Annotated in this window: 24 protein-coding genes; 4 read left to right on the top strand and 20 right to left on the bottom strand. The window is 74.9% G+C overall.

Annotated elements, in window-relative coordinates:
- Positions 1 to 59: 59 nt before the first annotated feature.
- The 16 genes from lysS to dacB all read right to left on the bottom strand — a co-directional run bounded on the left by lysS (position 60) and on the right by dacB (position 16,059).
- A complete protein-coding gene (lysS, locus tag AVL61_RS15910; RefSeq protein ID WP_058875288.1) occupies positions 60 to 1,583 on the bottom strand; it encodes a lysine--tRNA ligase in 1,524 nt (507 codons plus the stop codon).
- 44 nt (positions 1,584 to 1,627) lie between these two features.
- Entirely contained in the window at positions 1,628 to 2,488 is an 861-nt protein-coding gene (gene panC / locus AVL61_RS15905) for a pantoate--beta-alanine ligase (protein WP_058875287.1), read from the bottom strand.
- Positions 2,485 to 3,423, bottom strand: a complete 939-nt coding sequence (locus AVL61_RS15900; RefSeq protein ID WP_058875286.1) for a Rossmann-like and DUF2520 domain-containing protein — start codon at positions 3,421 to 3,423, stop codon at positions 2,485 to 2,487. The genes panC and AVL61_RS15900 overlap by 4 nt, the downstream gene beginning before the upstream one ends.
- Complete coding sequence (locus tag AVL61_RS15895; RefSeq protein WP_157571467.1) at positions 3,420 to 4,934, bottom strand: PH domain-containing protein; 1,515 nt, start codon at positions 4,932 to 4,934, stop codon at positions 3,420 to 3,422. Before AVL61_RS15895 ends, AVL61_RS15900 begins: the two co-directional genes overlap by 4 nt.
- Complete coding sequence (locus AVL61_RS15890; protein ID WP_231738456.1) at positions 4,931 to 5,512, bottom strand: PH domain-containing protein; 582 nt, start codon at positions 5,510 to 5,512, stop codon at positions 4,931 to 4,933. The genes AVL61_RS15895 and AVL61_RS15890 overlap by 4 nt, the downstream gene beginning before the upstream one ends.
- Complete coding sequence (locus AVL61_RS15885; protein WP_058875284.1) at positions 5,454 to 6,023, bottom strand: DUF3180 domain-containing protein; 570 nt, start codon at positions 6,021 to 6,023, stop codon at positions 5,454 to 5,456. The genes AVL61_RS15890 and AVL61_RS15885 overlap by 59 nt, the downstream gene beginning before the upstream one ends.
- A 12-nt stretch (positions 6,024 to 6,035) precedes the next feature.
- Positions 6,036 to 6,566, bottom strand: coding sequence for a 2-amino-4-hydroxy-6-hydroxymethyldihydropteridine diphosphokinase (gene folK / locus AVL61_RS15880; protein WP_058875283.1), 531 nt, complete (start codon positions 6,564 to 6,566; stop codon positions 6,036 to 6,038).
- Between the two features lies 1 nt (position 6,567).
- Positions 6,568 to 7,029 (bottom strand): dihydroneopterin aldolase, encoded by a 462-nt coding sequence (gene folB, locus AVL61_RS15875; protein ID WP_082697234.1) that lies wholly within the window; start codon positions 7,027 to 7,029, stop codon positions 6,568 to 6,570.
- Positions 7,026 to 8,021: a dihydropteroate synthase gene (gene folP / locus AVL61_RS15870; protein ID WP_231738455.1), complete on the bottom strand. Its 996-nt coding sequence runs from the start codon at positions 8,019 to 8,021 to the stop codon at positions 7,026 to 7,028. Before folP ends, folB begins: the two co-directional genes overlap by 4 nt.
- A gap of 4 nt (positions 8,022 to 8,025) precedes the next feature.
- Positions 8,026 to 8,772: a GTP cyclohydrolase I FolE gene (folE, locus tag AVL61_RS15865; protein ID WP_331457134.1), complete on the bottom strand. Its 747-nt coding sequence runs from the start codon at positions 8,770 to 8,772 to the stop codon at positions 8,026 to 8,028.
- 11 nt (positions 8,773 to 8,783) lie between these two features.
- Positions 8,784 to 10,892 carry an ATP-dependent zinc metalloprotease FtsH gene (ftsH, locus tag AVL61_RS15860; protein WP_058875282.1) on the bottom strand — a complete coding sequence of 703 codons (2,109 nt, stop codon included), beginning with the start codon at positions 10,890 to 10,892 and terminating at the stop codon, positions 8,784 to 8,786.
- A gap of 190 nt (positions 10,893 to 11,082) precedes the next feature.
- Positions 11,083 to 11,634: a hypoxanthine phosphoribosyltransferase gene (gene hpt, locus AVL61_RS15855; RefSeq protein WP_058875281.1), complete on the bottom strand. Its 552-nt coding sequence runs from the start codon at positions 11,632 to 11,634 to the stop codon at positions 11,083 to 11,085.
- Positions 11,624 to 12,748: a tRNA lysidine(34) synthetase TilS gene (tilS, locus tag AVL61_RS15850; protein WP_058875280.1), complete on the bottom strand. Its 1,125-nt coding sequence runs from the start codon at positions 12,746 to 12,748 to the stop codon at positions 11,624 to 11,626. The genes hpt and tilS overlap by 11 nt, the downstream gene beginning before the upstream one ends.
- A complete protein-coding gene (locus AVL61_RS15845) occupies positions 12,745 to 13,224 on the bottom strand; it encodes a hypothetical protein (RefSeq protein ID WP_058875279.1) in 480 nt (159 codons plus the stop codon). The genes tilS and AVL61_RS15845 overlap by 4 nt, the downstream gene beginning before the upstream one ends.
- A gap of 174 nt (positions 13,225 to 13,398) precedes the next feature.
- The gene (locus AVL61_RS15840) at positions 13,399 to 14,553 is read right to left on the bottom strand and encodes a zinc-dependent metalloprotease (protein WP_231738454.1); all 1,155 of its coding nucleotides are present in this window, start codon (positions 14,551 to 14,553) and stop codon (positions 13,399 to 13,401) included.
- 45 nt (positions 14,554 to 14,598) lie between these two features.
- On the bottom strand, positions 14,599 to 16,059 hold the full coding sequence (gene dacB / locus AVL61_RS15835) for a D-alanyl-D-alanine carboxypeptidase/D-alanyl-D-alanine endopeptidase (protein ID WP_058875277.1): 1,461 nt from the start codon (positions 16,057 to 16,059) through the stop codon (positions 14,599 to 14,601).
- A gap of 300 nt (positions 16,060 to 16,359) precedes the next feature.
- Between dacB and AVL61_RS15830 the strand changes: the two genes are divergently transcribed.
- The 4 genes from AVL61_RS15830 to AVL61_RS15815 all read left to right on the top strand — a co-directional run bounded on the left by AVL61_RS15830 (position 16,360) and on the right by AVL61_RS15815 (position 22,425).
- Positions 16,360 to 16,887, top strand: coding sequence for an inorganic diphosphatase (locus AVL61_RS15830; protein ID WP_058875276.1), 528 nt, complete (start codon positions 16,360 to 16,362; stop codon positions 16,885 to 16,887).
- A 522-nt stretch (positions 16,888 to 17,409) separates the two neighbouring features.
- A complete protein-coding gene (locus AVL61_RS15825) occupies positions 17,410 to 21,039 on the top strand; it encodes a TM0106 family RecB-like putative nuclease (RefSeq protein ID WP_058875275.1) in 3,630 nt (1,209 codons plus the stop codon).
- Positions 21,036 to 21,698, top strand: a complete 663-nt coding sequence (locus AVL61_RS15820; RefSeq protein ID WP_157571466.1) for a hypothetical protein — start codon at positions 21,036 to 21,038, stop codon at positions 21,696 to 21,698. The genes AVL61_RS15825 and AVL61_RS15820 overlap by 4 nt, the downstream gene beginning before the upstream one ends.
- A 52-nt stretch (positions 21,699 to 21,750) precedes the next feature.
- Positions 21,751 to 22,425 (top strand): hypothetical protein, encoded by a 675-nt coding sequence (locus AVL61_RS15815; protein WP_058875273.1) that lies wholly within the window; start codon positions 21,751 to 21,753, stop codon positions 22,423 to 22,425.
- Here the strand turns inward: AVL61_RS15815 and AVL61_RS15810 are convergent.
- Genes AVL61_RS15810 through AVL61_RS15795 form a run of 4 tightly spaced genes read right to left on the bottom strand, consistent with a single transcriptional unit; the run spans position 22,383 to position 26,044 of the window.
- Positions 22,383 to 23,363 (bottom strand): glycine betaine ABC transporter substrate-binding protein, encoded by a 981-nt coding sequence (locus AVL61_RS15810; RefSeq protein WP_058875272.1) that lies wholly within the window; start codon positions 23,361 to 23,363, stop codon positions 22,383 to 22,385. The genes AVL61_RS15815 and AVL61_RS15810 overlap by 43 nt on opposite strands.
- Positions 23,360 to 24,172: an ABC transporter permease gene (locus tag AVL61_RS15805; RefSeq protein ID WP_231738453.1), complete on the bottom strand. Its 813-nt coding sequence runs from the start codon at positions 24,170 to 24,172 to the stop codon at positions 23,360 to 23,362. Before AVL61_RS15805 ends, AVL61_RS15810 begins: the two co-directional genes overlap by 4 nt.
- Positions 24,169 to 25,410, bottom strand: coding sequence for an ABC transporter ATP-binding protein (locus tag AVL61_RS15800; RefSeq protein ID WP_231738452.1), 1,242 nt, complete (start codon positions 25,408 to 25,410; stop codon positions 24,169 to 24,171). The genes AVL61_RS15805 and AVL61_RS15800 overlap by 4 nt, the downstream gene beginning before the upstream one ends.
- Positions 25,403 to 26,044 carry an ABC transporter permease gene (locus AVL61_RS15795; RefSeq protein ID WP_058875271.1) on the bottom strand — a complete coding sequence of 214 codons (642 nt, stop codon included), beginning with the start codon at positions 26,042 to 26,044 and terminating at the stop codon, positions 25,403 to 25,405. The genes AVL61_RS15800 and AVL61_RS15795 overlap by 8 nt, the downstream gene beginning before the upstream one ends.
- Positions 26,045 to 26,080: the final 36 nt, after the last annotated feature.

The raw sequence follows: 26,080 nt of genomic DNA, 5'->3' as shown, positions 1-26,080 counted from the left end.
GGAGATCTGGGCGGTGGCTGAGGACGGTGCGGGGCCGCGGCACGGCCGCGGCCCCGGGCTCAGTCCTGCTCCGGCTTCATGAGGGGGAACAGGATGGTCTCCCGGATCCCCAGGTCGGTGAAGAGCATGATGAGCCGGTCCAGGCCGAGGCCCAGGCCGCCCATGGGCGGGGCGCCGTGCTCGAGGGCGCGCAGGAAGTCCTCGTCGAGCCGCATGGCCTCGGCGTCGCCGGCCGCGGCCCGGTGGGACTGCTCGGTGAGCCGCTCGCGCTGGACCACGGGGTCGATCAGCTCGGAGAACGCCGTGCCGCGCTCCATCCCGCCGATGATCAGGTCCCAGGCCTCGATCAGCCCGTGCTCGGAGCGGTGCTGGCGGGCGAGGGGCTGCGCCGAGGGCGGGTAGTCGCACACGAAGGTCGGCTGGACCAGGGTGGGCTCCACGATCTCGCCGAACAGCTCGAGCACGTACTTCTCCGCGTCCCACATCGGGCCGACGGCCACCGCGTGCTCCTCGGCGATCCGGTGCAGGGCCGGCACGGGCGTCTGCGGGGTGATCTCCTGGCCCACGGCCTCGGACAGGGCGGGATAGACGGACAGCCAGCGCCACTCCCCGCGCAGGTCGATCGTGCCCCGCTCCGTCTCGATGGTGTCGACGCCCAGGGCGTCGGCGCACGCCAGGATGATCTCCTTGATCCGCTCGGCCATCGTGAACTGGTCGGCGTAGGCCTCGTAGGCCTCCAGAGTGGTGAACTCGGGGCTGTGCGAGGAGTCGACGCCCTCGTTGCGGAAGACCCGCCCGATCTCGAAGACCCGCTCGATCCCGCCGACCACGGCGCGCTTGAGGTAGAGCTCCGTGGCGATGCGCAGGGTCATGTCCTGGTCGAACGCGTTGAGATGGGTCTCGAACGGCCGGGCCGTGGCCCCGCCGTGCACGAGCTGCAGGATGGGCGTCTCGATCTCCACGTAGCCGCGGGCCACCAGGACGTTGCGCACCGTCTGGATGATCCGCGCCCGCTGCACGACCACCTCGCGGGCCTCGGGCCGGACGATCAGGTCGAGGTAGCGCCGGCGCACCCGGGTCTCCTCGCTGAGCTCGTTGTGCAGCGTGGGCAGGGGCCGGATCGCCTTCGAGGCCATGGACCAGGTGTCGGCCATGACGGAGAGCTCGCCGCGGCGGGAGGCGATCACCTCGCCGTGCACGGCCACGAAGTCGCCGAGGTCCACGAGGGACTTCCACTCGGCCAGGGACTCCTCCCCCACCTTCGCGAGGGAGAGCATGACCTGCAGCCGGGTGCCGTCCCCCTCCTGGAGGGTCGCGAAGCACAGCTTGCCGGTGTTGCGCACGAAGACCACGCGCCCGGCCACGCCGACGAACCGGCCGGTCTCCTCGCCGGGCTCGAGGTGGCCGTGGGCCTGCCGCACCTCGGCGAGGGTGTGCGTGCGCTCCACGCCCACGGGGTAGGCCTCCCGGCCCGAGTCGAGCAGCCGGGCGCGCTTGGCGAGCCGGAACTGCATCTGGTCCGAGAGCTCGGCCTGCTCGGCCTCGTCCTGGGCGGTCGGGGAGGTGTTCTGCGCGTTGGTCACAGTTGTCCAGGATAACGGGAGGGGTCAAATCCCGGCCGGGCGGCTCAGAGCACGAGGTTGTCGATCAGCCGGGTGCCGCCCACGTGGGCCGCCACGAGGGCGAGGGCGCCGGGCGCCGGCTCGACCGGCGCCAGGGTGCGGGGGTCGACGACGACGAGGTAGTCGAGCCGGACCAGGTCCTCGGCGTCGATCCGCCGCCGGGCGGCCCCGAGGTCCAGCTCCCCGGCGGCGAGGGCACGGAGCGTGCGCGGGAGCACCAGCGCGGCCCGGCGCTGCGCGGCGTCGAGGTAGCGGTTGCGGGAGGACAGGGCGAGCCCGTCGTCGTCGCGCACGATGGGCACGGCCCGCACGGTGACGGGCAGGTCGAAGTCGGCGACCATCCGGCGCACGAGGAGCAGCTGCTGGGCGTCCTTCTCCCCGAAGTACGCCCGGAACGCGGCCGGCACGGGCGGAGCGGTGATGTTGAGGAGCTTGTTGACCACCGTCAGGGCGCCGTCGAAGTGGCCGGGGCGGCTCGCGCCGTCGAGCACGGAGCCGAGCCGGCCGGAGGTGACGCGCACGAGGGGTTCCCCGTCCGGGTACATCTCCGCCTCGGACGGGGCGAACACGAGGTCGGCCCCGAACCGGGAGAGCAGCTCGACGTCGGCCTCGAGGGTGCGCGGGTAGCGCTCGAGGTCCTCGTCCGGGCCGAACTGCAGCGGATTGACGAAGACCGAGACCGCGACCACGGCGTTCTCCTGCCGGGCGAGGCGCACCAGGTGCCCGTGCCCCTCGTGCAGGGCGCCCATGGTGGGCACGAGCCCCAGCGACGGCTGCTGCGGCACCGCGCCGAGCCGGTCGGCGAGGGCTGTCCGGAACTCGTCGATGCCCCGGCAGACGCGGGGCACGGTGGTGGGCTCGCTCACGGGGTGTCCTCTCCGTCGGTGCCGTCGGTGCCGTGGGTGAGCTCGAGGGCGGCGAGCACGGCGTCGTAGCGCGGGCGGTCCAGCAGCCCGCGGTCCAGGGCGCGACGGGCGGTGACGCGGGCGAGGTCCAGGTAGGCCAGCAGGACGTCGTCGCCGCCGTGGCCGTGCGCGTACTCGTCGAGGGCGTCCCGGTGGGCGGCCACGGTCCCCGCGTCGCCGCGGGACACGGGACCGGTCAGCGCCGACTCCCCCGCGGCCAGGGCGTTGTCCAGGGTCGCCCGCAGCAGGGGCCCGACCGTGCGGGCGGGGTGCTCCACCCCGATGTCCCGGAGCACCTGCATGGACTGGCCCGCGACGGTCATCAGGTGGTTGGCGCCGTGGGCGAGGGCGGCGTGGTACAGCGCGCGGTCGCCCTCCGCGACCACCACGGGCTCGGCGCCCATCTCGACCACCAGCGCCTGGGCGATGGGGAGCACCGGGGCCGGGGCCGTGATCCCGAACGAACAGTCGCTCAGCCGGGCCAGGTCCAGGCTCATGCCCGTGAACGTCATCGCCGGGTGGATCGCCAGCGGGATCGCCCCGAGCCGGCGGGCCGGCTCCAGCACACCGGTGCCCCAGCGGCCCGCGGTGTGCACCACGAGCTGGCCGGCCTGCCACAGCCCGGCGTCGGCGAGGCCCTGCACGAGCCCCGGCAGCTCGTCGTCGGGCACCGCGAGCAGCACGAGCTCCGCGCGCTCGAGCACGGCCGGGACGTCGAGGACGGGCACCCCGGGCAGGAGGGCCTCGGCCCGGTCCCGGCTGGCCTCGGAGACGGCGTTCACGCCGACCACGGCGTGGCCGGCGGCGCGCAGCGCGGCCCCCAGGACGGCGCCCACCTTCCCGGCGCTGACGACCCCGACGCCGAGGCGTCCGGGGCGCTCGGACGGATGGGTCATGCTCTCTCCTGCGGGTGGTTCCGGGGGTCGCTCGGGCCGTCGGCCAGTCTACGGGCACCGGCCGCGTGCACCGCCTGGGCGGCGGCGAGCGCCCGGGCGTCCCCGGTGTCGAGGTGCGGGACCACCACGGTCACGGGCCCCGGCGTGGAGTGCAGGTGGACGTCGGCGAGGCCCAGGGCCCGCTCGAGCGGTCCCTGGCTCACGGCCACCGACTGCGTCTTCTCGTGGGGCAGCACCGCGGTGTGCCGGCTCAACCGCCCGGAGCGCACGGCGAGGACGTCGCCGGTCGCGGCGAAGCCGGTCCGGCGGTGCACCAGGGGGTCGAGCCACCGGGCCCGGCGCGGGGAGGTGGTGAACCGGCCCTGCGCGCCCGAACCGTGCAGGCCCTCCCGCAGCAGGTCCGGTAGGTCCCCGTCCCGGGCGCCGGGCAGCGCCAGGTGCAGGACCTGGTGCACCTGCGGGAGGGTGCCGACGGGCAGCAGGGTGGAGCGCATGACGTCGCTCTCCCCCGCCGCGGGGCCGTAGCCGGCCACGTTGACCCGCACCCGGTACCAGCCGAAGGGCCGCCAGAGCAGCGGCTGGTCCACGCCCAGCGCCTGGATCCGCCCGGCGGGGACGGTCTGGGAGCGGACGTCGAACAGGCCGTAGCGCACGCGCATGCCCTCGGGGACGCGCAGCAGCCGGAAGGACCAGCCCTGCTCCACGCGGCGGTAGGAGATGGCCCCGAAGCTGAGCAGCCCGGGCAGCCAGGCCGCCAGCATTGCCGGCCCGGTGCGGGAGTCGACCAGGAGGGCGACCGGTGCGGCGGCCAGCAGCACGGCCAGGGCGACGGCGGAGCCCGAGGCGAGCACGGAGCCGATCAGCCGCGGCACCGGCACCCCGAGCACTGGGCGCTCCTGGTCGCCCGTCACCGCCCAGGGCGCGGGCCGCCGCACGGGCGCGCCGGGCACGGGGGGTGCGGGGGTCCGCCCCGGGGCGGCCAGGCCGAGCCGGCCCAGCAGCTCGCCGCGCAGCGCACGGGCCTGGGGGTGGGTGAGGTAGGACAGGGACACCGCCGACTGCCCGGCGTCCGCGACCTCGAACTTCAGCTCCGCCAGCCCCAGCAGCCGGGGCAGGAACGGGCGGTGGATGTCGATGGCCTGCACCCGGTCCAGCCGGGCCTGGCGCTCCTGCCGGAAGAGCACCCCGGAGCGGATCCGCACGTGCTCGGGGGTCACCTGGTAGCGGGTGAACCACCAGGAGACCAGCACGGCCGCCGCGAACAGGAGGAGCACGACGAGCACGAGCCCGGCCAGCGCCCACCAGAAGACGGCGCCCATCCGGGCGGGGTCGAAGTCCTGGGGCGGCCCGGCGGCCCCGCGGCCGAGGACGGCGTTGAGGAAGTCGTCGAGGAGGATGTTGACGACGGCCCCCGCGATCACGAGCATCGCGAGCCACCCCTTGACCACCGGCGTCAGCGGGTGGACACGGTGCCACTGCGGAGCCGCCGCGGGGGCGGGCGCAGCGCTCACAGGACCGCCAGGAGGGCCTCGCCGCGCGCGGTGAGCCGCTCGCGCAGCCGGGACGCCTCGGCGTGCTCCACGCCGGGGATCTCGGCGTGGCTGCCCACGGCGGCGGTGTGCAGCTTCACGGTGGCCAGGCCGAAGCTGCGCTGCAGCGGGGAGACCGACACGTCCACGTACTGCATCCGCCCGTAGGGGATGATCGTGACCCGCTGGTAGAGCAGGCCCCGCCGCACGAGCAGGTCCTCGCCGCGCTCGGCGTAGCCGATCGCCCGGACCCGGCGCGGGGCCAGGAGCACGGAGAGCAGGCCGGCCGCGAGGGCGGCCCCGGGCGGGAGCAGCAGCAGCCCCAGGGGGGCGCCGCCCCAGACGCCCGTGGCCGCCAGCACCGCCGGCCAGCCCAGGGCCACGAGCCAGAACAGGGTGGAGAGGAGGGTGGAGAGGACCACCACGGTGAGGTGCCGGGGCGAGACCCGGGTCCAGGCCAGGCCCTCGGGGTCGATCGCGGGGTTGCGCAGGGGCACCCGGTCACCGGACGTCGCGGCCCCGGGGCCGCCGACGGGCCCGGGGGCGGATCTCTCGCGCATAACCACCTTCTCCCTCGGGGCGCTCCTTCTGCCGTCCCCTACCGTACTCGGCGCTCTCCTCCGCGTCGGGATCGTCGGGCGGCAGTTTGCAGAAGCCCTCCACGATCCAGCCCACCAGCACGAGGACGAGCCCGGCCGCGGCGTGGACCAGGCTGGCCCAGAGCGGTCCCTGGTCGGAGCGCACGGCCACGAGGGCCGCCTGCTCGACGGCGACGGCGGCGTGCCAGCCCGTCAGCATCGCCCCCGCCCAGGCCACGGCCTGCGCGCCGGCCGCGGTGCGGGCCGCGACCAGCGGGTCGAAGTGCTCCGGGTGCGCCCCCTCCTGGTGCCGCTTGACCCGCACGCCGAGCACCAGCAGCGCCGCGGCGACCGCGGCGAGGGCCGCGAGCGAGGCCCAGGGCAGGATCAGCAGCGGCCCGCCCGCTCCGGTGGACAGCCGGTTCGCGGTCCAGCCGACGGCGCCGGCGGCGGCCGCGCACATCAGCAGCGCGGGGACCGTGAGCACGTGCACGGCGGCTCCTCCTCAGTCCTCGTCCCCACCGGGGGCGGGGAGCTCGCCCAGCAGGGGGGTCGTGTCCGGCCCGAGGCCCCCGAGGTCGCCCGCCCGGCGGGCCAGTTCGGCGACGCTGCGCCCCTCGAGCGTCGCGCCGGGGTCCATGAGGGCCCACGGGACGAGCACGAACGCGCGGGAGGCGGCGCGCAGGTGCGGCACGGTGAGGTCCGGCTCGTCCAGGCGGAGGTCGCCGTAGACCACGATGTCGACGTCGAGGGTGCGCGGACCCCACCGCTGGGTCCGGGTGCGGTGGTGGCGCTCCTCCACCTCCTGGCAGGCCCGGAGCAGCCCGAAGGGGCTCAGGTCGGTCTCCACCTCCACGACGGCGTTGAGGTAGTCCCCCTGCCCGGCCGGTCCGCCGACCGGCTTGGAGCGCACGATGGGCGAGGCTCGGGTCAGGGTGATCCGCGGGTGGGCGGCCAGGTCGAGGGCGGCCCGGCGCAGGGTGGCCTCCCGGTCGCCGAGATTGGCGCCGAGGGCGAGGACGGCCAGGGTGCCCATCTCAGCGCTCCCGGTAGATCGTCACGGACACGTCGGAGAACGTCACCTCGATGGGCGCCTTGGGCTTGTGCACGGTGACCTCCACCGCCTCGAGCGGGAAGCGCTCGAGCAGCCGCCGGGCGATGCGGTCGGCCAGGGTCTCGAGCAGGTTGACGCTGGGGCCGATGACGATGTCCCGCACCTCCTCGGCGACCTCGCCGTAGTGGGCGGTCAGGGCGACGTCGTCCGAGGCCCCCGCCGCGGACAGGTCCAGGTACATGACCAGGTCCACGAAGAAGGGCTGCCCGCTGCGCTTCTCCTGGTCGAAGACCCCGTGGTAGCCCACCGCGCCGACCCCCAGGAGGTTGATCCGGTCGCGGCGGTCGGGGGACCGCGTGGAGGACGCCGGCACGTGCTGGCGGCCCGCCCGGTCCCCGGCGCGCACCCGGGCGGCATCCGGGCCCTCCTGCGGCGCCCGGTTCACCGGTGCGCTCCCGGGGATCCCGCGGCCGGCGCGCCGGCGCCCGCGCCGGAGTCCGCGACGGTGCCCGCGCCGGAGTCCGTGCCGGTGCCCGCGGCGGGGCGCAGGAGCGCCGGCTCGACGCCGCGCCAGGCGTGCGCGGCGGCCACGGCGTCGGCGCTCGCGCGCACGTCGTGGACGCGCACGCACCACGCGCCCGCGTGCGCGGAGAGCGCGCTGATCGCGGCCGTGGCCGCGTCCCGCCCGGCGGCCGGGCGCGGCACCCCGTCCTGCTCGAGCAGGGTGCCGAGGAATCGCTTGCGGGACGCGGCCACGAGCACCTTGTGGCCTCCGGCCGTGAAGCGCGGCAGCGCCCGGAGCAGCTCCCAGTTCTGCGCCCCCCGCTTGTCGAAGCCCAGCCCGGGGTCCAGGACCAGCCGCTCGGGGGCCAGGCCGGCGGCCAGGCAGCGCTCCCGCAGCGCCCCGAGCTCCCCGAGCACCTCCCCGGCGACGTCGTCGTAGACGGCCCGGGAGTCCTGCACGTCGGGCAGCCCCCGGGCGTGCATGAGGACGTAGGGCGCCTGCCGCTCGGCGACCAGGTCGATCATCTCCTGGCCGGCGGCGAGTCCCGAGACGTCGTTGACGATGTGCGCGCCGGCGTCCAGGACGGCCTCGGCGGTCGCGGCGTGGAGCGTGTCGACGCTGAGCACCGCCCCCGCGGCGGCGAGGGCCTCGACCACGGGCAGGATCCGGCGCCGCTCCTCGGCGGGGTCGACCCGCTCGGAGCCGGGCCGCGTGGACTCGCCCCCGACGTCCACGATGTCGGCGCCCTCGGCCATCATGCGCAGCCCGTGCGCGATCGCGGCCTCGTGCCCGGCGTGCTCCCCGCCGTCGCTGAAGGAGTCGGGGGTGACGTTGAGGATGCCCATGACCAGCGTGCGCCCGGTGGGCAGGCCCTCGAAGGAGCCCCAGCCCGGGGGCCGGTGCGCGGGGTCGGTGCGGCGAGGGGTCGGCACGTGCTCAGCGCCCCAGGATGAGGCTCATCGCCTCGGCGCGGGTGGCGGTCTCGCGCAGCTGGCCGCGCACGGCCGAGGTCACGGTCATCGCGCCGGGCTTGCGCACGCCCCGCATGGACATGCACAGGTGCTCGCACTCGATCACCACGATCACCCCGGCCGGCTGGAGGTGCTCCACGATGGCCTCCACGATCTGGGTGGTCAGCCGCTCCTGGACCTGGGGCCGGCGCGCGTAGAGGTCCACGAGGCGGGCGAGCTTGCTCAGACCCGTGACCATCCCGTCGTGGCCGGGGATGTAGCCCACGTGGGCGTGGCCGTGGAACGGGACGAGGTGGTGCTCGCAGGTCGAGTAGAAGGCGATGTCCTTCACCAGGACCATCTCGGAGTGGCCGATGTCGAAGGTGGTCCCGAGCACCTCGGCGGGGTCCTGGTGCAGTCCCGCGAACATCTCCGCGTACGCCCGCGCCACGCGCCCCGGGGTGCCCTGCAGCCCGTCCCGGTCGGGGTCCTCGCCGATCGCCAGCAGCAGCTCCCGCACGGCCGCGGCCACCCGGGGCTGGTCCACCGCGCCGGCGCCGGCCTCCAGCGCGGGGGCGGGGTCGGGGTACGGCGGCTCGAACGCCTCCGCGCGCGGGTCGTGCGCGGTCGTCTGCTTCGTGCGGGCCTCGTGGGGCAACGCGCCCTCCTTCGGGATCGACCGGGTCTGCCGGGCGGAACGGGGGTCGGCGGACGCGACCGGCTGTCGCTCCATCCTAGGCCGGTTCAGTCCGTGCCCGGCGCCGGGGTGGTCCGGGTGCTGCTCGAGGAGCTCGCGCCCTCCTCCGGCGGCACCGAGTGCCCGCGCTCGGGGACCTCGAGGGGGTGCTCCGGCTTGGCGGCGGCCGCCTGGTCCTGCGGGGCCAGCGTGGCGGGGTCCTGTGCGTGGATCCGGCGGGCCTCCTCGCGCTCGGCCTGCGTGACCACCGGCGGGTCCTCGGAGAGCGGGCGGGTGTCCTTGGACAGCCACACGGGCCGCAGGTCCCGCTTGCGGATGTCGTGGAAGATGTCGGCGATCTGCGCCTCGTTGAGCGTCTCCTTCTCGAGCAGCTCGAGGGCGAGCCGGTCGAGGACGGGACGGTTGTCCATCAGGATCGCGTGCGCCTCGTCGTGGGCCTGCTCGAGCAGGGCCCGCACCTCCTCGTCCACGATCGCGGCGGTGCGCTCGGAGTACTCCCGGCCGGAGCCGGCGGCGTCCCGGCCGAGGAACGGCTCGGAGCTGTCCCCGCCGAGCTTGATCGAGCCCACGCGGGCGCTCATGCCGTACTGGGTGACCATCTTGCGGGCCGTGTCGGTGGCCTTCTGGATGTCGTTGGAAGCACCGGTGGAGGGGTCCCGGAACACGATCTCCTCCGCCGCGCGCCCGCCCATGGCGTAGGCCATCTGGTCGAGCAGCTCGTTGCGGGTGGTCGAGTACTTGTCGTCCATGGGCATGACCATGGTGTAGCCCAGGGCCCGGCCGCGGGGCAGGATCGTGATCTTCGTGACCGGGTCCGTGTTGCGCAGGGCCGCGGCCACGAGCGCGTGCCCGCCCTCGTGGTAGGCGGTGACCTTGCGCTCGAGCTCCTTCATGATCCGGCTGCGCTTCTGCGGGCCGGCGATCACGCGGTCGATCGCCTCGTCCACGGCGCGGTCGTCGATGAGCTGGGCGTGGGAGCGGGCGGTCAGCAGGGCCGCCTCGTTCATCACGTTGGCGAGCTCCGCGCCCGTGAAGCCGGGGGTGCGCTTGGCCACGGCGGCGAGGTCCACGTTGTCCGCGAGCGGCTTGCCCTGGGAGTGCACCCGGAGGATCTGCAGGCGGCCCTTCATGTCCGGTGCGTCCACGCCGATCTGCCGGTCGAAGCGCCCCGGGCGCAGCAGGGCGGGGTCGAGAACGTCCGGTCGGTTGGTCGCGGCGATCAGGATGACGTTGGTCGTGGCGTCGAAGCCGTCCATCTCGACGAGCAGCTGGTTGAGGGTCTGCTCGCGCTCGTCGTTGCCCCCGCCCATGCCTGCGCCGCGCTGGCGGCCCACGGCGTCGATCTCGTCCACGAAGATGATGGCGGGCGCGTTCTCCTTGGCCTGCTGGAACAGGTCGCGCACCCGCGAGGCGCCCACGCCCACGAACATCTCCACGAAGTCGGAGCCCGAGATCGAGAAGAACGGGACACCGGCCTCACCCGCCACCGCCCGCGCGAGCAGGGTCTTGCCGGTGCCGGGCGGACCGTAGAGCAGCACGCCCTTGGGCACCTTCGCGCCGAGGGCGGTGAAGCGCTCGCGCTCCACCAGGAACTGCTTGATCTCGTCGAGCTCCTGCACGGCCTCGTCGGCGCCGGCGACGTCGGCGAAGGTCACCGTGGGGTTGTCCTTGTCGAACATCTTGGCCTTCGAGCGGCCGAAGCGCATCACCTGGGACCCGCCGCCCTGCATCCGGGAGAACACGAACCAGAAGATGGCCAGGATGATCAGGAACGGGAGCATGAAGCCGAGGAGGTTCGTGAACCAGTTCGACTCGACGGGCTGGTCCGTGAACCCCTCGAGGTCCGCCGCGTTCATCGCGTCGACGACCTCTTCCCCGCGCGGGGTGACGTAGTAGAACTCCACGCTGCGCCCGAGGTCCCGGCCGTCGAGGGAGAGGTCCTCCTCCAGCTGGAGCTCGACCTTCTGCTGGCCGTCGTAGATCTTGGCCTCGGAGACCTGGCCGTCCCGGAGCAGCTGCAGCCCGACGTTGGTGTCCACGCGCCCGGAGGAGCCCGTGGTCAGCGTGCCGACCAGGGGGAACAGGATCAGAGCGGCCAGCAGGACCCAGAACCAGGGTCCTCTGAAGAAGTTGTTGGGTTTTTTCGCCGTGGCCAAGCCGCTGATCCTCCCGTGGATGGTTGTCCGGCCCCCTCGAGCCGGGGCCCGCCCAGGGCCGGGGGTCCAGGGGACGCAGACCTACAATGTACAGCCCGGACTCCGGCTCCCGCCCCGGACGGGCCGGGAGTTCCCTGTCAGCGGACAGCCCGCCCGGGAACCGCCGCGGGACGCCTGCCGGGGCCCCGGCTCACTCGTAGACGTGGGGGGCCAGGGTCGCGATGCAGTCGAGGTTGCGGTACTTCTCCGCGTAGTCGAGCCCGTAGCCCACGACGAACTCGTTGGGGATGTCCCAGCCCACGTACTTGACGTCGATGGACGTCTTCGCCGCCTCCGGCTTGCGCAGCAGCGCGCAGATCTCCACCGAGGCGGTGCCGCGGGACTCCAGGTTGGCCCGCAGCCAGGACAGGGTCAGACCGGAGTCGATGATGTCCTCGACGATGAGCACGTCCCGCCCCGTGAGGTCGGTGTCGAGGTCCTTCAGGATGCGGACCACGCCCGAGGACTTGGTCCCGGAGCCGTAGGAGGACACGGCCATCCAGTCCATGGGGTACTGGCCCTGGAGCGCCCGGCACAGGTCCGCCATGACCATCACCGCGCCCTTGAGCACGCCCACGAGCAGGACGTCCCGGCCCCGGTAGTCGGCGTCCACGGCCGCCGCGAGCTCGGCGATCCTCGTGTCGATCTCTTCCTTGGTGTACAGGACCTCGGTGAGATCCCCCTGGACGTCCTCAGCCTTCACGGCGCTCCTCGTACGATGCGGATGCGGGTCGGGTGGCGCTCGCGGGGACCGCGGGCCGCGGGCGGACGAGCTCCAGGTGCCCCGGGCCACGAGTGCCCGCCGCCGGGCGGCGGCGCCACACGGACACCTTACCCGCCATCTGCACGGGCCCCGCGGCGCCGTGCCCCGCGGCGAACTCGTCCAGCGCGCCGAGCCGCTCGTAGGCGGGGGTCTGCCCGCCGGCGGCGACCACGGCGGCCGACAGGGCGCGGCGGCGCAGCGCGGGGTGCGCGGCCCGGAGCGCGGCGAGGTCGAGGGCCAGGGAGCCGGGCAGCGCCGGGGCCGCGGCGCGGGCGCGCTCGAGCAGCTCGGCCGCCGCGCCCTCGAGGTAGTCCGCGTCCGGGCCGAGGATCGCCGCCGAGCGGGCCAGCGCGCGGGCCAGGCCGGGGCCGAGCTCGTCCTCCAGCAGCGGGAGCACGCGGTGGCGGACCCGCGAGCGCATCAGGGTGGTGTCCCGGTTCGTGGGGTCGTGCCAGGGCTCGAGCTGCTCGGCGGCGCAGATCTGCAGGGTCTGTTCGCGGGAGAGGTCCAGGAACGGACGGAGGTAGGTGACGCCGTCGAGCTCGCGCACGGGCGGCATCCCGGCCAGCGAGCGGGTGCCGGAGCCGCGGGCGAGGCCCAGCAGCACGGACTCCGCCTGGTCGTCCAGGGTGTGGCCGAGCAGGACGGCGTCGGCGCCCGTGCGGGCCACGGCCTCCGCGATGCCCGCGTAGCGGGCGGTGCGGGCGGCCATCTCGGGTCCGCCGGCGTCCCGGCGCACGGTCACGGCGGTGACGACGACGGGCCCCAGCCCGGTCCGCTCGAGCGTGCGGGCGGTGCGCGCCGCGACCGCCGCGGAGTCCTCCTGCAGGCCGTGATCGACCACCACCGCGCCCACGCGCAGCGTGCCGCGCCGGGCGAAGTGGGCCGCCACGGCGGCCAGCGCGAGGGAGTCCGGCCCGCCGCTGCAGGCGACCAGCACGAGCGGCGGCTCCCCGGAGCCCCGGGAGACGTGCCGCCGGACGGAGTCGAGCACACGGCGCCGCCCCGCGGCGACGTCCGGGGACAGTCGGCCGCGGCGGGCGAACTGGGTCACCGGCGGGCGTCCTCGCGGTCGCTCGCGGCCTGCTGGTTCTGCGACTCCCGCACGGCCAGGCGCACGACCTTGGCCAGGGTCGGGGCGGTCTCGCCGAGCAGGTCCAGGGCCGCCTCGAGCTCGTGCCGCGGGACCACGTGGGCCAGGGCCGCCACGGCGTTGGTCTCGCTGTGGATGCCGGCCTGGATCTGCGTGGTGGACAGCACGGGCTGCGACGCCTCGACCGCGGAGAGGGTCTCCTCGATGTCCGGGGTGCCGATGCGCTGCTCCAGCATCACCAGGCGTTCGTAGACCGCCGGGTTGCCGATCTTGATCCGGCGGCCGCTGTTGAGCTGCGACAGCATCGGGGCGGAGAGGCCGAGGACCTCGGCCAGCCGCCGCTGGGTGATGCCGTAGGCCTGGACGACCGTGCCGAAGCGCTCTGACAGGGGCTGGCCGTACAGCTTGACCTGCTGTTCGATATTCTCTGTGCTCACGTAAAGATTTTGTCACACAATGGTGATCCGGCCTATCGCGTGTCGCGCTGTGACCGGGACCTCACGGGCGGGTCACTCCGGTCACTTTTTCAATGAATGTGCATGTCAACCGGGGGTGCGCCTTTCTTACCACACTTTCGGCGCCCGTGTGGCGGCACCGGTCCGGGAAGGCGCTCAGGCCGGGCCCAGCACGCGCTCGATCCAGCGCTCGGGGGCGTGGATCTCCGCCTCCGTGGGCAGGTGCTCCGGCGCCTCCCAGATGCGGTTGAACCGCTCCAGCCCCACGGCCGCCACCACGGTCGAGACGAACTGCTGGCCGTCGCTGTACTGGCGCATCTTCGCGTCCATCCCGAGCAGGCGCCGGACGAAGCGGTCGAGGCTGCCCTGCAGCTCGGAGCGCCGCTCGAAGCGCCGCCGGATCGTCTTCACGGAGGGCACCACGGAGGCGTCCACCCCGTCCATCACGAAGTTCGCGTGCCCCTCGAGCAGGCTCATCACCGCGGTGAGGTGGGAGAGCACCTCCCGCTCCCGCCTTCCCATGAGCAGCCCCACCACGCCGAGGGACGCCTTGGGCTCTCCCGCCGAGCCGCGCCCAGGCAGGGACCGGACCGCCTCCGTGAGCCGCGCCCCGAGGGTCTCGGCGTGGCCCATGAGGGAGTCCGCGAGCTCGTTGATCTGCTCGATCATGTGCTCCCGCAGCCAGGGTGCCGCGGCGAACTGGACGCGGTGGGTCTGCTCGTGCAGGCAGACCCACAGCCGGAAGTCCTCCGGCTCGACGTTGAGCTCCCGCTCGACCGTCAGGATGTTGGGCGCCACGAGCATCAGCCGTCCGCCGGGGTGCCGCTGCGCGGCCACGGCGGAGACGAGCCCGGCGTACGGGTCGTACTGGCCGAGGACCTTCGCCGAGAGGAACCCCAGCACCGCGGCCATCTCCATGGCGGTGGCCGTGCCGCCGAGCGCGGTGGCGGCCGCGCCGAACTGCTCCGGGCGGCGCCGGCGCAGCGCCTCCACCGCCGGCTCCATGAGCACCTCGAAGGCCTGGGCGTTGGCCTTGGACCAGCCGGCCCGGTCCACGACCAGCACGGTGGAGTCCCGCAGGTCCCGCGCGGCCTCCAGACCGGTGATCCGGTGGACGTGGTCCACGGACGCCTCGGCGTGCCGGCGCAGGGAGGCCACGGCCGTCTGCATGGCCCGGGCGGACATCCGCGGCCCCGGCGGGGTGAGCCGGGCGGCGGCGGAGGCCGCGAGGTCCCACCGGACGATCCCGGGCGCCTCCGTCTCCGGGGTCTCCGTCTCCGGGGTCACCGGGGGTCGTTGTGCTGCGCTCATGGCCTCATGCAACCACACGCGACTGGGAGCGCCCGCCGCGGCCCGTCACAGTCGGGCCAGGGCCGCCACCGCGCGGTCCACGGCGTCCCGGGCCGCGGCCGGGTCGGTGACCTCGTTGAGCAGCACGGAGAACGTCAGCAGCCGCCCTCCGTCGGTGGTGACGTGGCCGCCGAGGGAGACCACGGAGTTCAGCGTGCCCGTCTTCGCCCGCGCCAGGCCCCGCCCGGGGCGCTCGGCGTCCTCGTCGAACCGGTCGGCGAGGGTCCCGCTGCCCCCGGCCACCGGAAGGGCCCGGGCCCCCGGGACCAGTGCTCCGGTGGGGTCGGTGACCATGGCCCGCACGACCTGCTCCAGCGCGCGGGCGGGAATCCGGTTGCCCAGGGACATCCCGGACGCGTCGGAGAGCTCCACGCCGGCCGTGCCGACGCCGTGCGCCTCGAGCGCCTCGGCCGCGGCGGCGCGGCCGCCGGCGATGCTCGCGGGCCGGTCCGCGGCCCGGGCCGCCAGCCGCGAGAGGACCTCGGCGAGGTGGTTGTCGGAGTCCCGCAGCATCAGCCCCGCCTGCTCGCCGAGCGGCGCGGACTCGACGGCGGCCAGCTCGGCCGCCCCCTCGGGCGCCCGGCCGGGCTCGACCCCGGGGACGGGCGCCGGCACCCCGTGCGCGGCGAGCCGGGCCGCGAGCTCGGCGGCGAAGACCTCGGCGACGCCGCGCGCCGCGTCGGCGGGCCGCGCGGCGGAGGAGCCCTCCCCCGCGGGCACGCGGTGGGACCAGAACGCCATGGGCGCGACGGGCCCGATCTGCCCCGCCGCGACGTCGCCCGCGGCCCAGGCCCCGTTGAGGGCCGGGCCGGTGAACAGGCTCGCGTCCCACCGCACGGTGCCGGGCCCGCCGGCCCCGCGCTCGGCGAGGGCCCGGGCCGTATCCTCCGCCAGGGTCCGGACGCCGGCACGGCCCAGCACGGCGTCCGGGTCGGAGCGGCCCGGGCTCAGCAGGGTGTCGCCGCCCGCCACCAGCACCACCGTGCCCGGCTCCTGCCCCTGGACCACCGTGGTGCGCAGCCGCTGCCGGGGATCGGCGTGGGTGAGCAGGGACAGCGCCGTGACGAGCTTCTGGTTGGAGGCGGGGACCAGGGGCACGTCCGGGTCCCGCTCGAGCAGCGGCGTCCCCGTGAGCGCGTCGGCCACCAGGACGGAGCGCCGCCCGGCGGGCGCGCCGGCGAGCGCGGGGTCCACGGCCGCGGCCACCGCCGCGGCGCCGGGCACGGGGGCGGCCGGGTCGGGGCGCACGGCGCCGGCCGGGGCGGGCGCCTCCGCCGGTAGGACGCGGGCTGCCGGGAGGTCGTCGCCGCCCGGCCCCGGCGCGGGGACCCAGTGGGGGTGCAGCCAGCCCGCCACGCCCACGCAGCCGGCGGCGAGCAGCGCCGTCAGGGCGCGCCGGCCGCGGTCGCCGCGGGACCGCGGCCGCCGCTGCCCGGCGGGGGGACCGTGGCGTCGGGGACTCTTCACGCCCCCATTGTGGCCCGTGCCGGCCCGGCGGCGGCGCAGCGGACGTCCAGTGGCGGCCCAGTGGCGGCCCGGTGGCGGCCCCGGCGGCGGCCCCGGCGGCGGGCGCCGCGCGGGACCCGCGGCCGCCCCTGCAGGGGACCCGGGCCGGGGCCGCCCCGGCCCGGGCGGTTACCGCCGCCCGCGGGGCCGCCGCTATCGTGGGTGTCGGATCTGCCCACCCCACCGGGTGGTGCGGCCGTGCTCGGCCGCTGTCAGCCCTTTCCGGCCCTTCCAGGCCTTCCCAGCACGAGGAGAAACACCATGGAGTTGGACGTCACCATCGAGATCCCCCGGGGATCGCGCGTCAAGTACGAGATCGACCACGAGACCGGCCGCCTCCGCCTGGACCGCGTCCTGTTCACGTCGATGCAGTACCCCGCGCACTACGGCTACTTCGAGGACAGCCTGGGCGAGGACGGCGACCCGCTGGACGCGCTCGTGCTCCTGGACTTCGAGATCGTCCCGGGCGTGCTCGTGGAGTCCCGCCCCATCGCCGTGTTCAACATGAACGACGAGGCCGGGGGGGACGCGAAGATCCTCTGCGTGTCCACGGACAAGCGCTACGACCACATCCAGGGCCTGGACGACATCGACGAGTTCAAGCTCAAGGAGATCCAGCACTTCTTCGAGCGCTACAAGGACCTGGAGCCCAACAAGTGGGTCAAGGGCGAGGGCTGGGAGGGCCGGGAGACCGCGGAGCGCCTCGTCGAGGAGGCCCGTGAGCGCTTCGAGCAGTCCCAGTACGAGTCGGCCGCCGAGGCCGAGGAGAAGGCGCCCTCCACCGACTGAGCGGACGGGCGCGACGGCGGGGGCCGGGGACCGGACGGTCCCCGGCCCCTGCGCGTGCCCGGCGCGCGCGGAAGTGACGGGCACCCTACAGAGAATCCATGATTTTCGTTATATTGGAGGCGGCCGGCTCAGCCGGCCCGACGGCCCCGGGATGCATCCCCCCATCGGCATCCGGGCCGCCGACCGGGATCGAGGTCGCCGGAGCGCACCCGCGAGGTGCCCGGTGGCGGCGGGGGTCCCCCCACCCGCGCCGCATCCCATCGATCTCTCCCGGTCCATCCCGGCGGGCCGGCAGCCGGTCCGCCGGGAGTCGGCGGCCGGCAGGTCCCTCGGACCTGCCGGCCGATCCTCGTCACCCTTTCTCCTCCTCACCTGTCCCCTCCCCGCTCGTCCCCTTCTGCTGCCCTCCCCGCCCTTGCCCCGTCCGTTCTCGCTGTCCTCCCCTCCTCCTTGTGACGTCCGGTCCCTGTGGTTCGATGGACCCGGAGCCGGGACGGACCCGGCGCCGTCGGAAGGATGCGCATGTTCCTGCTGGGCCCCGAGGCGGACCTCGTCTTCTCCGCGAGCGACCTGGTGCGCGCGGCCGAGTGCCCCTACGCGAGCCTGTGCGTCCTGGACGAGAAGCTGGGCCGGGCGCCCCGGCGGACCCCGGAGCGGGACGCGATGCTCGCCCGCACGGCCGAGCTGGGCGACGCCCACGAGCTCCGGGTCCTGGCCCGCCACCTGGAGACGTTCGGCCCCTGGGACGGGGCGACCGGACGGGGCGTGCACGAGGTCGAGCCGGCCCGGCGGATGGACCGGGACGAGCTGACGGCCAAGCACGCCGAGTCCCTGGGCGCCCTGCGCGCCGGCGCCGACGTGGTCTTCCAGGCCTCCTTCTTCGACGGCGCCTTCCACGGCCGCGCCGACTTCCTCGTCCGCCGCCCGGACGGCGCGTACGCGGTGCACGACACGAAGCTCGCCCGGCACGCCAAGGTCACCGCCCTGCTCCAGCTCGCCGCCTACGCCGACCAGCTCGAACGGGCCGGGGTGGACGTGGCACCCGAGGTCACCCTGGTCCTCGGCGACCAGCGGGAGGCGGTCTTCCCCGTCTCCGAGCACCTGGCGGTCTACCGCGAGCGCCGGGAGCGGTTCGTCGCGGCCGCCGCCGCGCACCGGGAGCGGACGGGCCCCGTGGACTGGCAGGACGACGACGTCGCCCGCTGCGGCCGGTGCGAGCACTGCGCCCGGGCCGTGGCCGGGCACCGGGACCTGCTGCTGACGGCGGGCCTGTCCGTGCGGATGCGCCGCACGCTGCGCGACCGGCACGGGGTGCGCACCGTCGACGAGCTCGCGGCGCTGCCGGACCGGGGGCTCCCCGCCGCGGTGCGGCGGCTGCGGGACCAGGCCGCCATGCAGACCGGCCGGGGCGGGGAGGACGGCGCGGTGGAGTACCCGAAGGACGGGGGCACCCGCCGGGTCGCCTACCGGGTCACGGCCACCGAGCCGGTGCGGCGGCTGCCCGCCCCCGACCCCGGGGACGTGTTCTTCGACTTCGAGGGCGACCCGCTGTGGCAGGACCCCGACGACCCGACGTCCTGGGGGCTCGAGTACCTCTTCGGCGTCGTCGAGCAGCCGCCCGCCCCCGGCGCCGCCCCCGTCTTCCGGCCGTTCTGGGCGCACTCCCGGGCCGAGGAGCGGGAGGCGCTGCGGGCGTTCCTGGACTACGTGGCCGAGCGCCGCGCCCGCTTCCCCGGCATGCACGTGTACCACTACGCCGACTACGAGAAGGCCGCCCTGCGCCGGCTCTCGCTCGTGCACGCGGTGGGCGAGGACGCCGTGGACGAGCTGCTGCGCGAGAACGTCCTGGTGGACCTCTACGACACCGTGCGGGGCAGCCTGCGGCTGTCCGAGAGCTCGTACTCCATCAAGAAGCTGGAGCCGCTCTACATGGGCGAGCACCTGCGCACCGGGGACGTCGTGGACGCCGGGGCGTCGGTGGTGGCCTACGCCGACTGGTGCGCGGCCCGGGAGGCCGGGCGGGAGGACGCCGCGCAGCGGCTGCTGGCCGGGATCGCCGACTACAACGAGTACGACTGCCTCTCGACCCTGCGGCTGCGGGACTGGCTGCTGGGCCTCGCCGGGATCTCCCCGGACCCGGCGGACCACCCGCCGCGCCCCGCCCAGGGCCGGCTCGGGCCGGCCGAGGAGCTGCCGGGCGCGGCGGCGACCGGCGCCGAGCAGCGCCTGCACGAGCACCTGGCGGACCCGGGGACCCGGGACGCCCTGACGGAGGAGGAGCGCACGGCCGTCGCGATGGTCGCCTCGGCCACCGGCTACCACCGGCGCGAGCGCAAGCAGTACTGGTGGTCCCACTTCGACCGACTGGAGGGCCCCGTCGAGGACTGGGAGGACACCCGCGACGTGTTCGTGGTCCAGCGCGCGGAGGTGCTCGAGGACTGGGCGCAGGACCCGGCCAAGCGCCGCGGCACCGCCCCCACCCGCCTCCTGCGCCTCGCCGGCCGCTTCGGGGAGGGCTCGACGGCGAGACCGGGCGACGCCGGGCTGTTCCTGATGTACGGGACGCCCGTGCCCGCGCACCTGGCCGAGGACGCCGGAGCGCGCGGCAGCGGCCGCGCCGGGGACTGGACGGCCGCGCTCGAGGAGCTCGACGAGCACGAGGACGGCACGGCCGTGCTCACGGTGCGGGAGCGGCTGAGGAAGCCCAGGGACGGCCCGGCCCCCGAGCCCTGGGCGGAGCTGCCGATGGCGCTGGGCCCGGCACAGCCGATCGCCACGCGCTCCCTCGAGGAGTCGTTGCAGGACCTCGCCGGGCGCACGGCCGACGCCCTGCCGGACCTGCCCGGGCAGCCGGGCCTCGAGCTGCTCCGGCGCCGGGCGCCGCGGCCGGGGGACGGCGGCCCCCTGCCCCGCCCGCACGAGGGCCCCGACGGCACGATCGACGCGGTGGTGCGGGCCCTGCGCTCCCTCGACCGCAGCTTCCTGGCCGTGCAGGGCCCGCCGGGCAGCGGCAAGACGTTCCTCGGCTCCCACGTCATCGGCCGGCTCGTGGCGGCCGGCTGGCGGATCGGCGTGGTGGCGCAGTCCCACGCCGTCGTCGAGAACCTCCTCACCGGGGTGCTCGAGAAGGGCGGGGTCGCCCCGGAGCGCGTCGGCAAGAAGCCGTCCGCCGCCCGGCCCGCGGACCGGGAGGTCCCGTGGCGCGAGGTGCAGGGCAAGGACTTCGCCGCGTTCCTCGCGGACGGCGGCGCCGTGCTGGGCGGCACCGCGTGGGACTTCTCCAGTGCCCGGAACCTCGAGGACGAGGCCCTGGACCTGCTCGTCGTCGACGAGGCCGGGCAGTACTCGCTGGCCAACACCCTGGCCGTGTCCCGCGCCGCGCGGCGCCTGCTGCTGCTGGGCGACCCCCAGCAGCTGCCGCAGGTCTCGCAGGGCACCCACCCCCTGCCCGTGGACGAGTCGGCGCTGGGCTGGCTCTCCCGCGGATCGCCCACCCTGCCCGCCGAGCACGGCTACTTCCTGGACCGCACCTGGCGGATGCACCCGGCCCTGTGCGAGCCGGTCTCCGAGCTGTCCTACGCGGGCCGGCTCGGCTCCGCGCCGGCCGCCGGCCGGCGCGAGCTCACCGGCGTGGCCCCGGGCCTGCGCACCTGCTACGTCGAGCACACCGGCAACCGCACGGCCTCGCCCGAGGAGGCCCGGCGCGTCGTGGAGCTGGCCCACGAGTTCGTCGGCACCCCGTGGCGCTCCGGCCCGGACGCCCTCCCCGCGGCGCTGACGCCCGAGGACGTCCTCGTGGTGGCCGCGTACAACGCCCAGGTCGAGCTGATCGGCCGCGCGCTCGCCGACGCGGGGCTGCGGGACGAGGAGGGCGGCGGGGTCCGCGTGGGCACCGTCGACCGGTTCCAGGGCCAGGAGGCCCCCGTGGTGATCGTGTCGATGGCCGCCTCCGCCGCCGACGGCCCGCGCGGCATGGAGTTCCTGCTCTCCCCCAACCGGCTCAACGTGGCGGTCTCCCGGGGACAGTGGTGCGCCGTCCTGGTGCGCTCCCCCGCCCTGACGGACTACCTGCCCGCCACCCCGGAGGCGCTGCAGGTGCTCGGCCGCTTCACGCGGCTGTGCCGCCGCGGACGGTCCGCGGGGCTGCCGTGAGCCCCGAGCGCGTGCCCTACGTCCTGCACTTCGAGTCCAGGACGGTGGTGCTCGGGGAGCCGGCCCACCTGGAGGAGCTGGACGCCCTGCTGCGCCGCGCCGACGTCCCGACCCGCCCCACCTACTGGCACGGCATGCGGGCGGAGGATCCCGGGGCGGCGCTCAACAGCGTGGGCACCGACCTCACCGCCGAGCAGTTCTGGGACCGCGTGGACGCCGGGGCGTTCGCCGCCGCCCGGTGGCCCGTGGACCTCGACGGCCCGCTCTACCTCCCGGTCCCGCCGGGGTGGCTGCAGCGGGCCCGGGCGTGGGAGTACGATCCCGTGGCGCCGGCGCTGGGCGCGGCGGCCCCGGGCGGGTGGCTGCGGGCGCCGGGCTGGGCGGGCACCGAGAACAACGACGCCGGGGCGCCCGTGGGACTGCTCCAGCTGACCGACCCGGACTCCTTCTGGGTGCTCGGCTCCGACGCCGACCTGGCCGAGGTCGCCGCCACGGCCAAGGAGCTGGCGGGGTTCCGGCTGGGCTTCGACCGGCTCACCGCCTACTTCGGCCCGGACGACCGGATCGGCTGCCTGCGCCTGCCGGTGATGTGCCGGGAGCCCCTGGAGGACGAGCTCATCGTGCAGGGCGTCGACATCGAACCGCGGTTCTGGGAGTGAGTCCCGGCCGCGCCCCCGCTCCCCGGCGGCCTCCGTGCCCGATACTGGGACCGTGTACGTCGTGACCCTGGAGCAGCGCCGCCGCGAGGCGGGCGACCTCGTGCCGGGCCTCCTGCGCCGTTTGGCGGACCTCGGGACCGTGGTGCCGTTCCAGCGTGCCCGGGCGCACGCGGTCCAGGGCATCACCGCCGATCCCGGCGCCGCGGTCGAGGCCGTGCTCGCCGGGCTGCGCGGCGGGGCCTGGAGCGCGGGGATCGGGGTGGGGCCGGTCCGCCTCGAGACCGCGACCGACCCGGAGGGCCGGACGGGCCTGCGCGCCGACGGCCCCGGGACCGTGCACGGCCGCCGCGCCGCGGAGGCCGCCGGGGGTCCCGGCGGGCGGGTGCCCGTGCACGTGGCCGCCGACGACGGTCCGGCCGCGGCGCAGGCACAGGCCGTGCTGCGGCTGCTGGGCCGGATCGTGGCGGAGCGCAGCGACGCCGAGTGGCGCGTGGTGGACCTGCTCGTGCCCGGGGCCCGCGGCCAGCAGAAGGTCGTGGCCGCGGAGCTCGGCATCTCCCCGCAGGCCGTCTCCAAGGCGGTGGCGCGCTCGCTGTGGCAGGAGGAGTGGGACGCCCGCCCCGCGGCGGCCCGGCTGCTGGGCCTGTGCGAGCCGGCCCGGGACGCACCGGCCGGCGGCGGGGCTCAGGGCTCGACGATGAACCCCTCGGAGATCATCCACTCGTAGGCGACGTCGGCCGGGTCCCGCCCCTCGACGTCCACCTGCCGGTTGAGCTCCTGCATCACGTCGTCGGTGAGCGCCGCGGAGATGGGCTCCATGACCTCCGTCATCCCGGGGAACTCCTCCAGCAGCTCGGTGTTGTACACCGGTGCGGCGTTGTAGGCGGGGAAGAACTGCCGGTCGTCCTCGAGCACGGTCAGGTCCAGGGCGGGGATCCGGCCGTCCGTCGAGAAGACCTCCCCGAAGTTGCACTCCCCGTCGTCCGTGGCCGAGTAGATGGCGCCGGTGTCGTAGATGCCGATGTTGTCCTCCGGCACCTCGCTGCCGCGGTCCAGGCCGTAGTGGGCGAGCAGGGGCGTGAGCCCGTCGCTGCGGGAGTTGAACTCGGACTCGACGCAGAACGTGCGCTCCGCCCGCGGCAGGCTCGCGATGTCCGAGATGGTCTCCAGGCCGTTGGCCTGCGCGTACTCGGAGCGCACGGCCATGGCGTAGGTGTTGTTCAGCGCGGCCGGCTCGCCCCACGTCAGCCCGTTGTCGAGGTCGGCCTCCCGCACGGCCTCCCACTGCTCCTGCTGGTCGGGGATGCCGCTCTCGTTGCCCAGGTACGTCAGCCACGCCGTGCCGGTGTACTCGTAGGTGAGGTCCGCGTCCCCGCTGAGCATGAGCTCGCGCACCGGCTGGGAGCCGGGCACGTTGGTGATGTCCTCGGTCTCGAAGCCCGCGGCCTCCATGGCCAGCACGGCGATCTTGCCGAGGATCAGCTGCTCGGTGAAGTTCTTGGACGTGACCCGCACCTCCGTGTCCTCGGCGCCCTCGACGGGCTCGATGGAACCGGGCTCGGCGGCGGGGACGTAGGCGGTGGAGGGCTCGAGCCCGCACCCGGTCAGGAGCAGGCCGGCGCAGGAGAGCAGCAGGGCGCCGCCGGCGGCACGGGAGGTTCTCATCGCAGTCCCTTCGGGCGTGCGACGTGCTCCACCACGCGGCCGATCCAGTCGATGGCGAGCGCGAGCAGCGCCACGAGGATCGAGCCGGCGATCAGCACCCGCACGAGGTTGAGGTTGACCCCGGTGGTGATCAGCAGACCGAGTCCGCCGCCGTTGACGAACGTGGCCAGGGTCGCGGTGCCGACCACCAGGATCAGGGCGGTGCGCACGCCGGCCAGCATGACGGGCACGGCCAGGGGCAGCTCGACGCGGAACAGGACCGAGGCGGCGCTCATCCCCATGCCGCGCCCGGCCTCGACGAGGCTGCGGTCCACGCCGTCGAGGCCGACCATGGTGTTCTTCAGGACGGGCAGGATCGCGTAGACGATCAGCGCCACCACGGCCGCCTGGAAGCCGAAGCCGAACCAGAAGGCGAACAGGACGATGAGGCCCACCGCCGGTGCGGCCTGGCCGATGTTCGCCAGCGCGATCACGGGGCCGGTGAGGAAGCGCAGCGGCTTGCGGGTCAGGAGGACGCCCACGGGGATCGCGATGAGCAGGACCACCACCGTGGCCACGACCGTGAGCTGCAGGTGCTCCACGGTGTAGCTCCACAGCGACCCGGGGCTCAGGGTCACGGCCTCCGTCTCCGTCAGCTCCGCCGTGGACAGCCACAGCACGAGCAGGCCCAGCGCCACGAGGATCGCGAGCGGCTGCAGCAGCAGGCCCTTCCAGGTGCGCTGGTCCGGGTCGACCGGGGACGGGCGGGACTCCGGGGCGTCCCCGGGGTCCTGCTCCGCGGCGGCGGGGCGCTCGGTCTGCGTGCTCATCGGTCCCCGCCCTCCGAGGTGGTGCTCACCGCGGGCATCTCGCCCGTGTTGTGGCCGAGCGGGGCGTCCTCCGCGGCCACGGCCCGGCGGGCCTCGGTGATCGCGGCCATGACGGTCTCCACGTAGATGACGCCCTCGAACCGGTCCCGCGCCCCCACCACGAGGGCGGCCCCCGTGCTGGAGACGAGCATCGTGTCCAGCGCGTCGTTGAGCGTGGAGCTCGTGCCGACCAGGGGCAGGCGCTCGTTGCGCTCCCCGGGAACGGTGTCGAAGCGCTCCAGCTGCCGGCGGGAGGCCCAGGACAGCGGCCTGTCCCGGTCGTCGACGACGACGACGTCCCGGGTGCCCGCCTCGTCGATCCGTCCGAGCACGGCCCGGACGTCCTCGCCGGGACGGGTGGTCACCGCGGGGACGAGGTCGACCTCCCGGACCCGGGTGAGGGTGAGCTGCTTGAGGCCCGCACCGGAGCCGATGAAGTCCTCCACGAACTCGTCGGCCGGCTCGGCCAGGATCCGTTCGGGGGCGTCGTACTGGACGATCCGGGCGCCCTCGTCGAAGACCGCGATCCAGTCGCCGAGCTTGACCGCCTCGTCGAAGTCGTGGGTCACGCACACGATGGTCTTCTGCAGCTCGTGCTGGATGTTGATGAGCTCGTCCTGGAGCCGCTGGCGGGTGATGGGGTCCACGGCGCCGAACGGCTCGTCCATGAGCAGCACGGGCGGGTCCGCGGCCAGGGCCCGGGCCACGCCGACGCGCTGCTGCTGCCCGCCGGAGAGCTCCCGGGGGTACCGGTCGCGGTAGACGGCGGGGTCGAGGGAGACGAGCTCGAGGAGCTCGTCCACCCGCGCGGCGATGCGCTTCCGGTCCCAGCCGAGCATCTTCGGGACCATCCCGATGTTGGTGGCCACGCTCATGTGCGGGAACAGCCCGCCGGCCTGGATCACGTAGCCGATGCCGCGGCGCAGCTCGTCGCCGTTCATCGAGGTCACGTCCTGGCCGTCGATGACGATCCGCCCGTCGGTGGGTTCGATGAGCCGGTTGATCATCTTCAGCGTGGTGGTCTTCCCGCACCCGGAGGGGCCCACCAGCATGACGATGCTGCCGGCGGGGATCTCCAGGGTGAGGCCGTCGACCGCGGCCTTGGCCTGCCCGGGATAGCGCTTGGAGACGTTCTCCAGGAGGATCCGGGCCCCGGTGACGGAGGAGTCGTTGCTGGTGGTGGTCACGGAGTCAGACACGGATACCTCGCGATGTGGTGAGTCGGCCGAGCAGCACGAGCAGCCCGTCCAGGATGAGTGCGACGACGATGACGGCGACGACGCCGGTGACGACCGACGCGAAGGAGTTGGCGCCCCCGAGCCGCGAGAGGCCCGAGAAGATGAACCCGCCCAGACCGGGGCCGAGCACGTAGGCGGCGATGGCGGCCACGCCCATCACCATCTGCGCCGAGACCCGCATGCCGGCCTGGATGACCGGCCAGGCCATCGGCAGCTCCACCCGCAGGAAGGTCGCCGCCCTCCCCATGCCGAGCCCGCGCGCGGCCTCGACGGTGGCCTGCGGGACGCCGGCCAGCCCGACGACCGCGTTGCGCAGCACGGGGAGGGCGGCGAAGAAGGTGACGACCACGACCGCGGGCGTCACCCCGAAGCCGAGCGGGGCGATCAGCAGGCCGATGAGCGCGAAGGACGGGATGGTCAGCCCCACGGCGGAGACGTTGTTGGCCACGGTCGTGAGCCGCGGCGAGCGGTAGCACAGCGCCGCGATGCCCACGGCGAGGACAGTGGCCAGGATCAGGCACTGGACCACCAGGGAGAAGTGCTGCCAGCTGGAGAAGAGGATCTGCTCCCACCGGTCGGACACGTACTCGATCACGGCTCACCTCTCGGTCGTCGTCGATGACGTCGTCAC

It is taken from the genome of Kocuria rosea subsp. polaris (assembly GCF_001483755.1).
GTDB lineage: Bacteria > Actinomycetota > Actinomycetes > Actinomycetales > Micrococcaceae > Kocuria > Kocuria cellulosilytica.
This window is presented reverse-complemented; position numbering and strand designations above follow the sequence as displayed.

Excerpts from the sequence above, each read along its gene's own strand:
- AVL61_RS15805 (WP_231738453.1), bottom strand. The coding sequence starts at position 24,172 with ATGAGCACGCAGACCGAGCGCCCCGCCGCCGCGGAGCAGGACCCCGGG.
- AVL61_RS15825 (WP_058875275.1), top strand. The coding sequence starts at position 17,410 with ATGTTCCTGCTGGGCCCCGAGGCGGACCTCGTCTTCTCCGCGAGCGAC.
- AVL61_RS15890 (WP_231738456.1), bottom strand. The coding sequence starts at position 5,512 with ATGCGCGAGAGATCCGCCCCCGGGCCCGTCGGCGGCCCCGGGGCCGCG.
- AVL61_RS15840 (WP_231738454.1), bottom strand. The coding sequence starts at position 14,553 with ATGAGCGCAGCACAACGACCCCCGGTGACCCCGGAGACGGAGACCCCG.
- AVL61_RS15900 (WP_058875286.1), bottom strand. The coding sequence starts at position 3,423 with ATGACCCATCCGTCCGAGCGCCCCGGACGCCTCGGCGTCGGGGTCGTC.
- folE (WP_331457134.1), bottom strand. The coding sequence starts at position 8,772 with ATGGAGCGACAGCCGGTCGCGTCCGCCGACCCCCGTTCCGCCCGGCAG.
- AVL61_RS15810 (WP_058875272.1), bottom strand. The coding sequence starts at position 23,363 with ATGAGAACCTCCCGTGCCGCCGGCGGCGCCCTGCTGCTCTCCTGCGCC.
- folK (WP_058875283.1), bottom strand. The coding sequence starts at position 6,566 with ATGGGCACCCTGGCCGTCCTCGCCCTCGGCGCCAATCTCGGCGACCGG.
- AVL61_RS15830 (WP_058875276.1), top strand. The coding sequence starts at position 16,360 with ATGGAGTTGGACGTCACCATCGAGATCCCCCGGGGATCGCGCGTCAAG.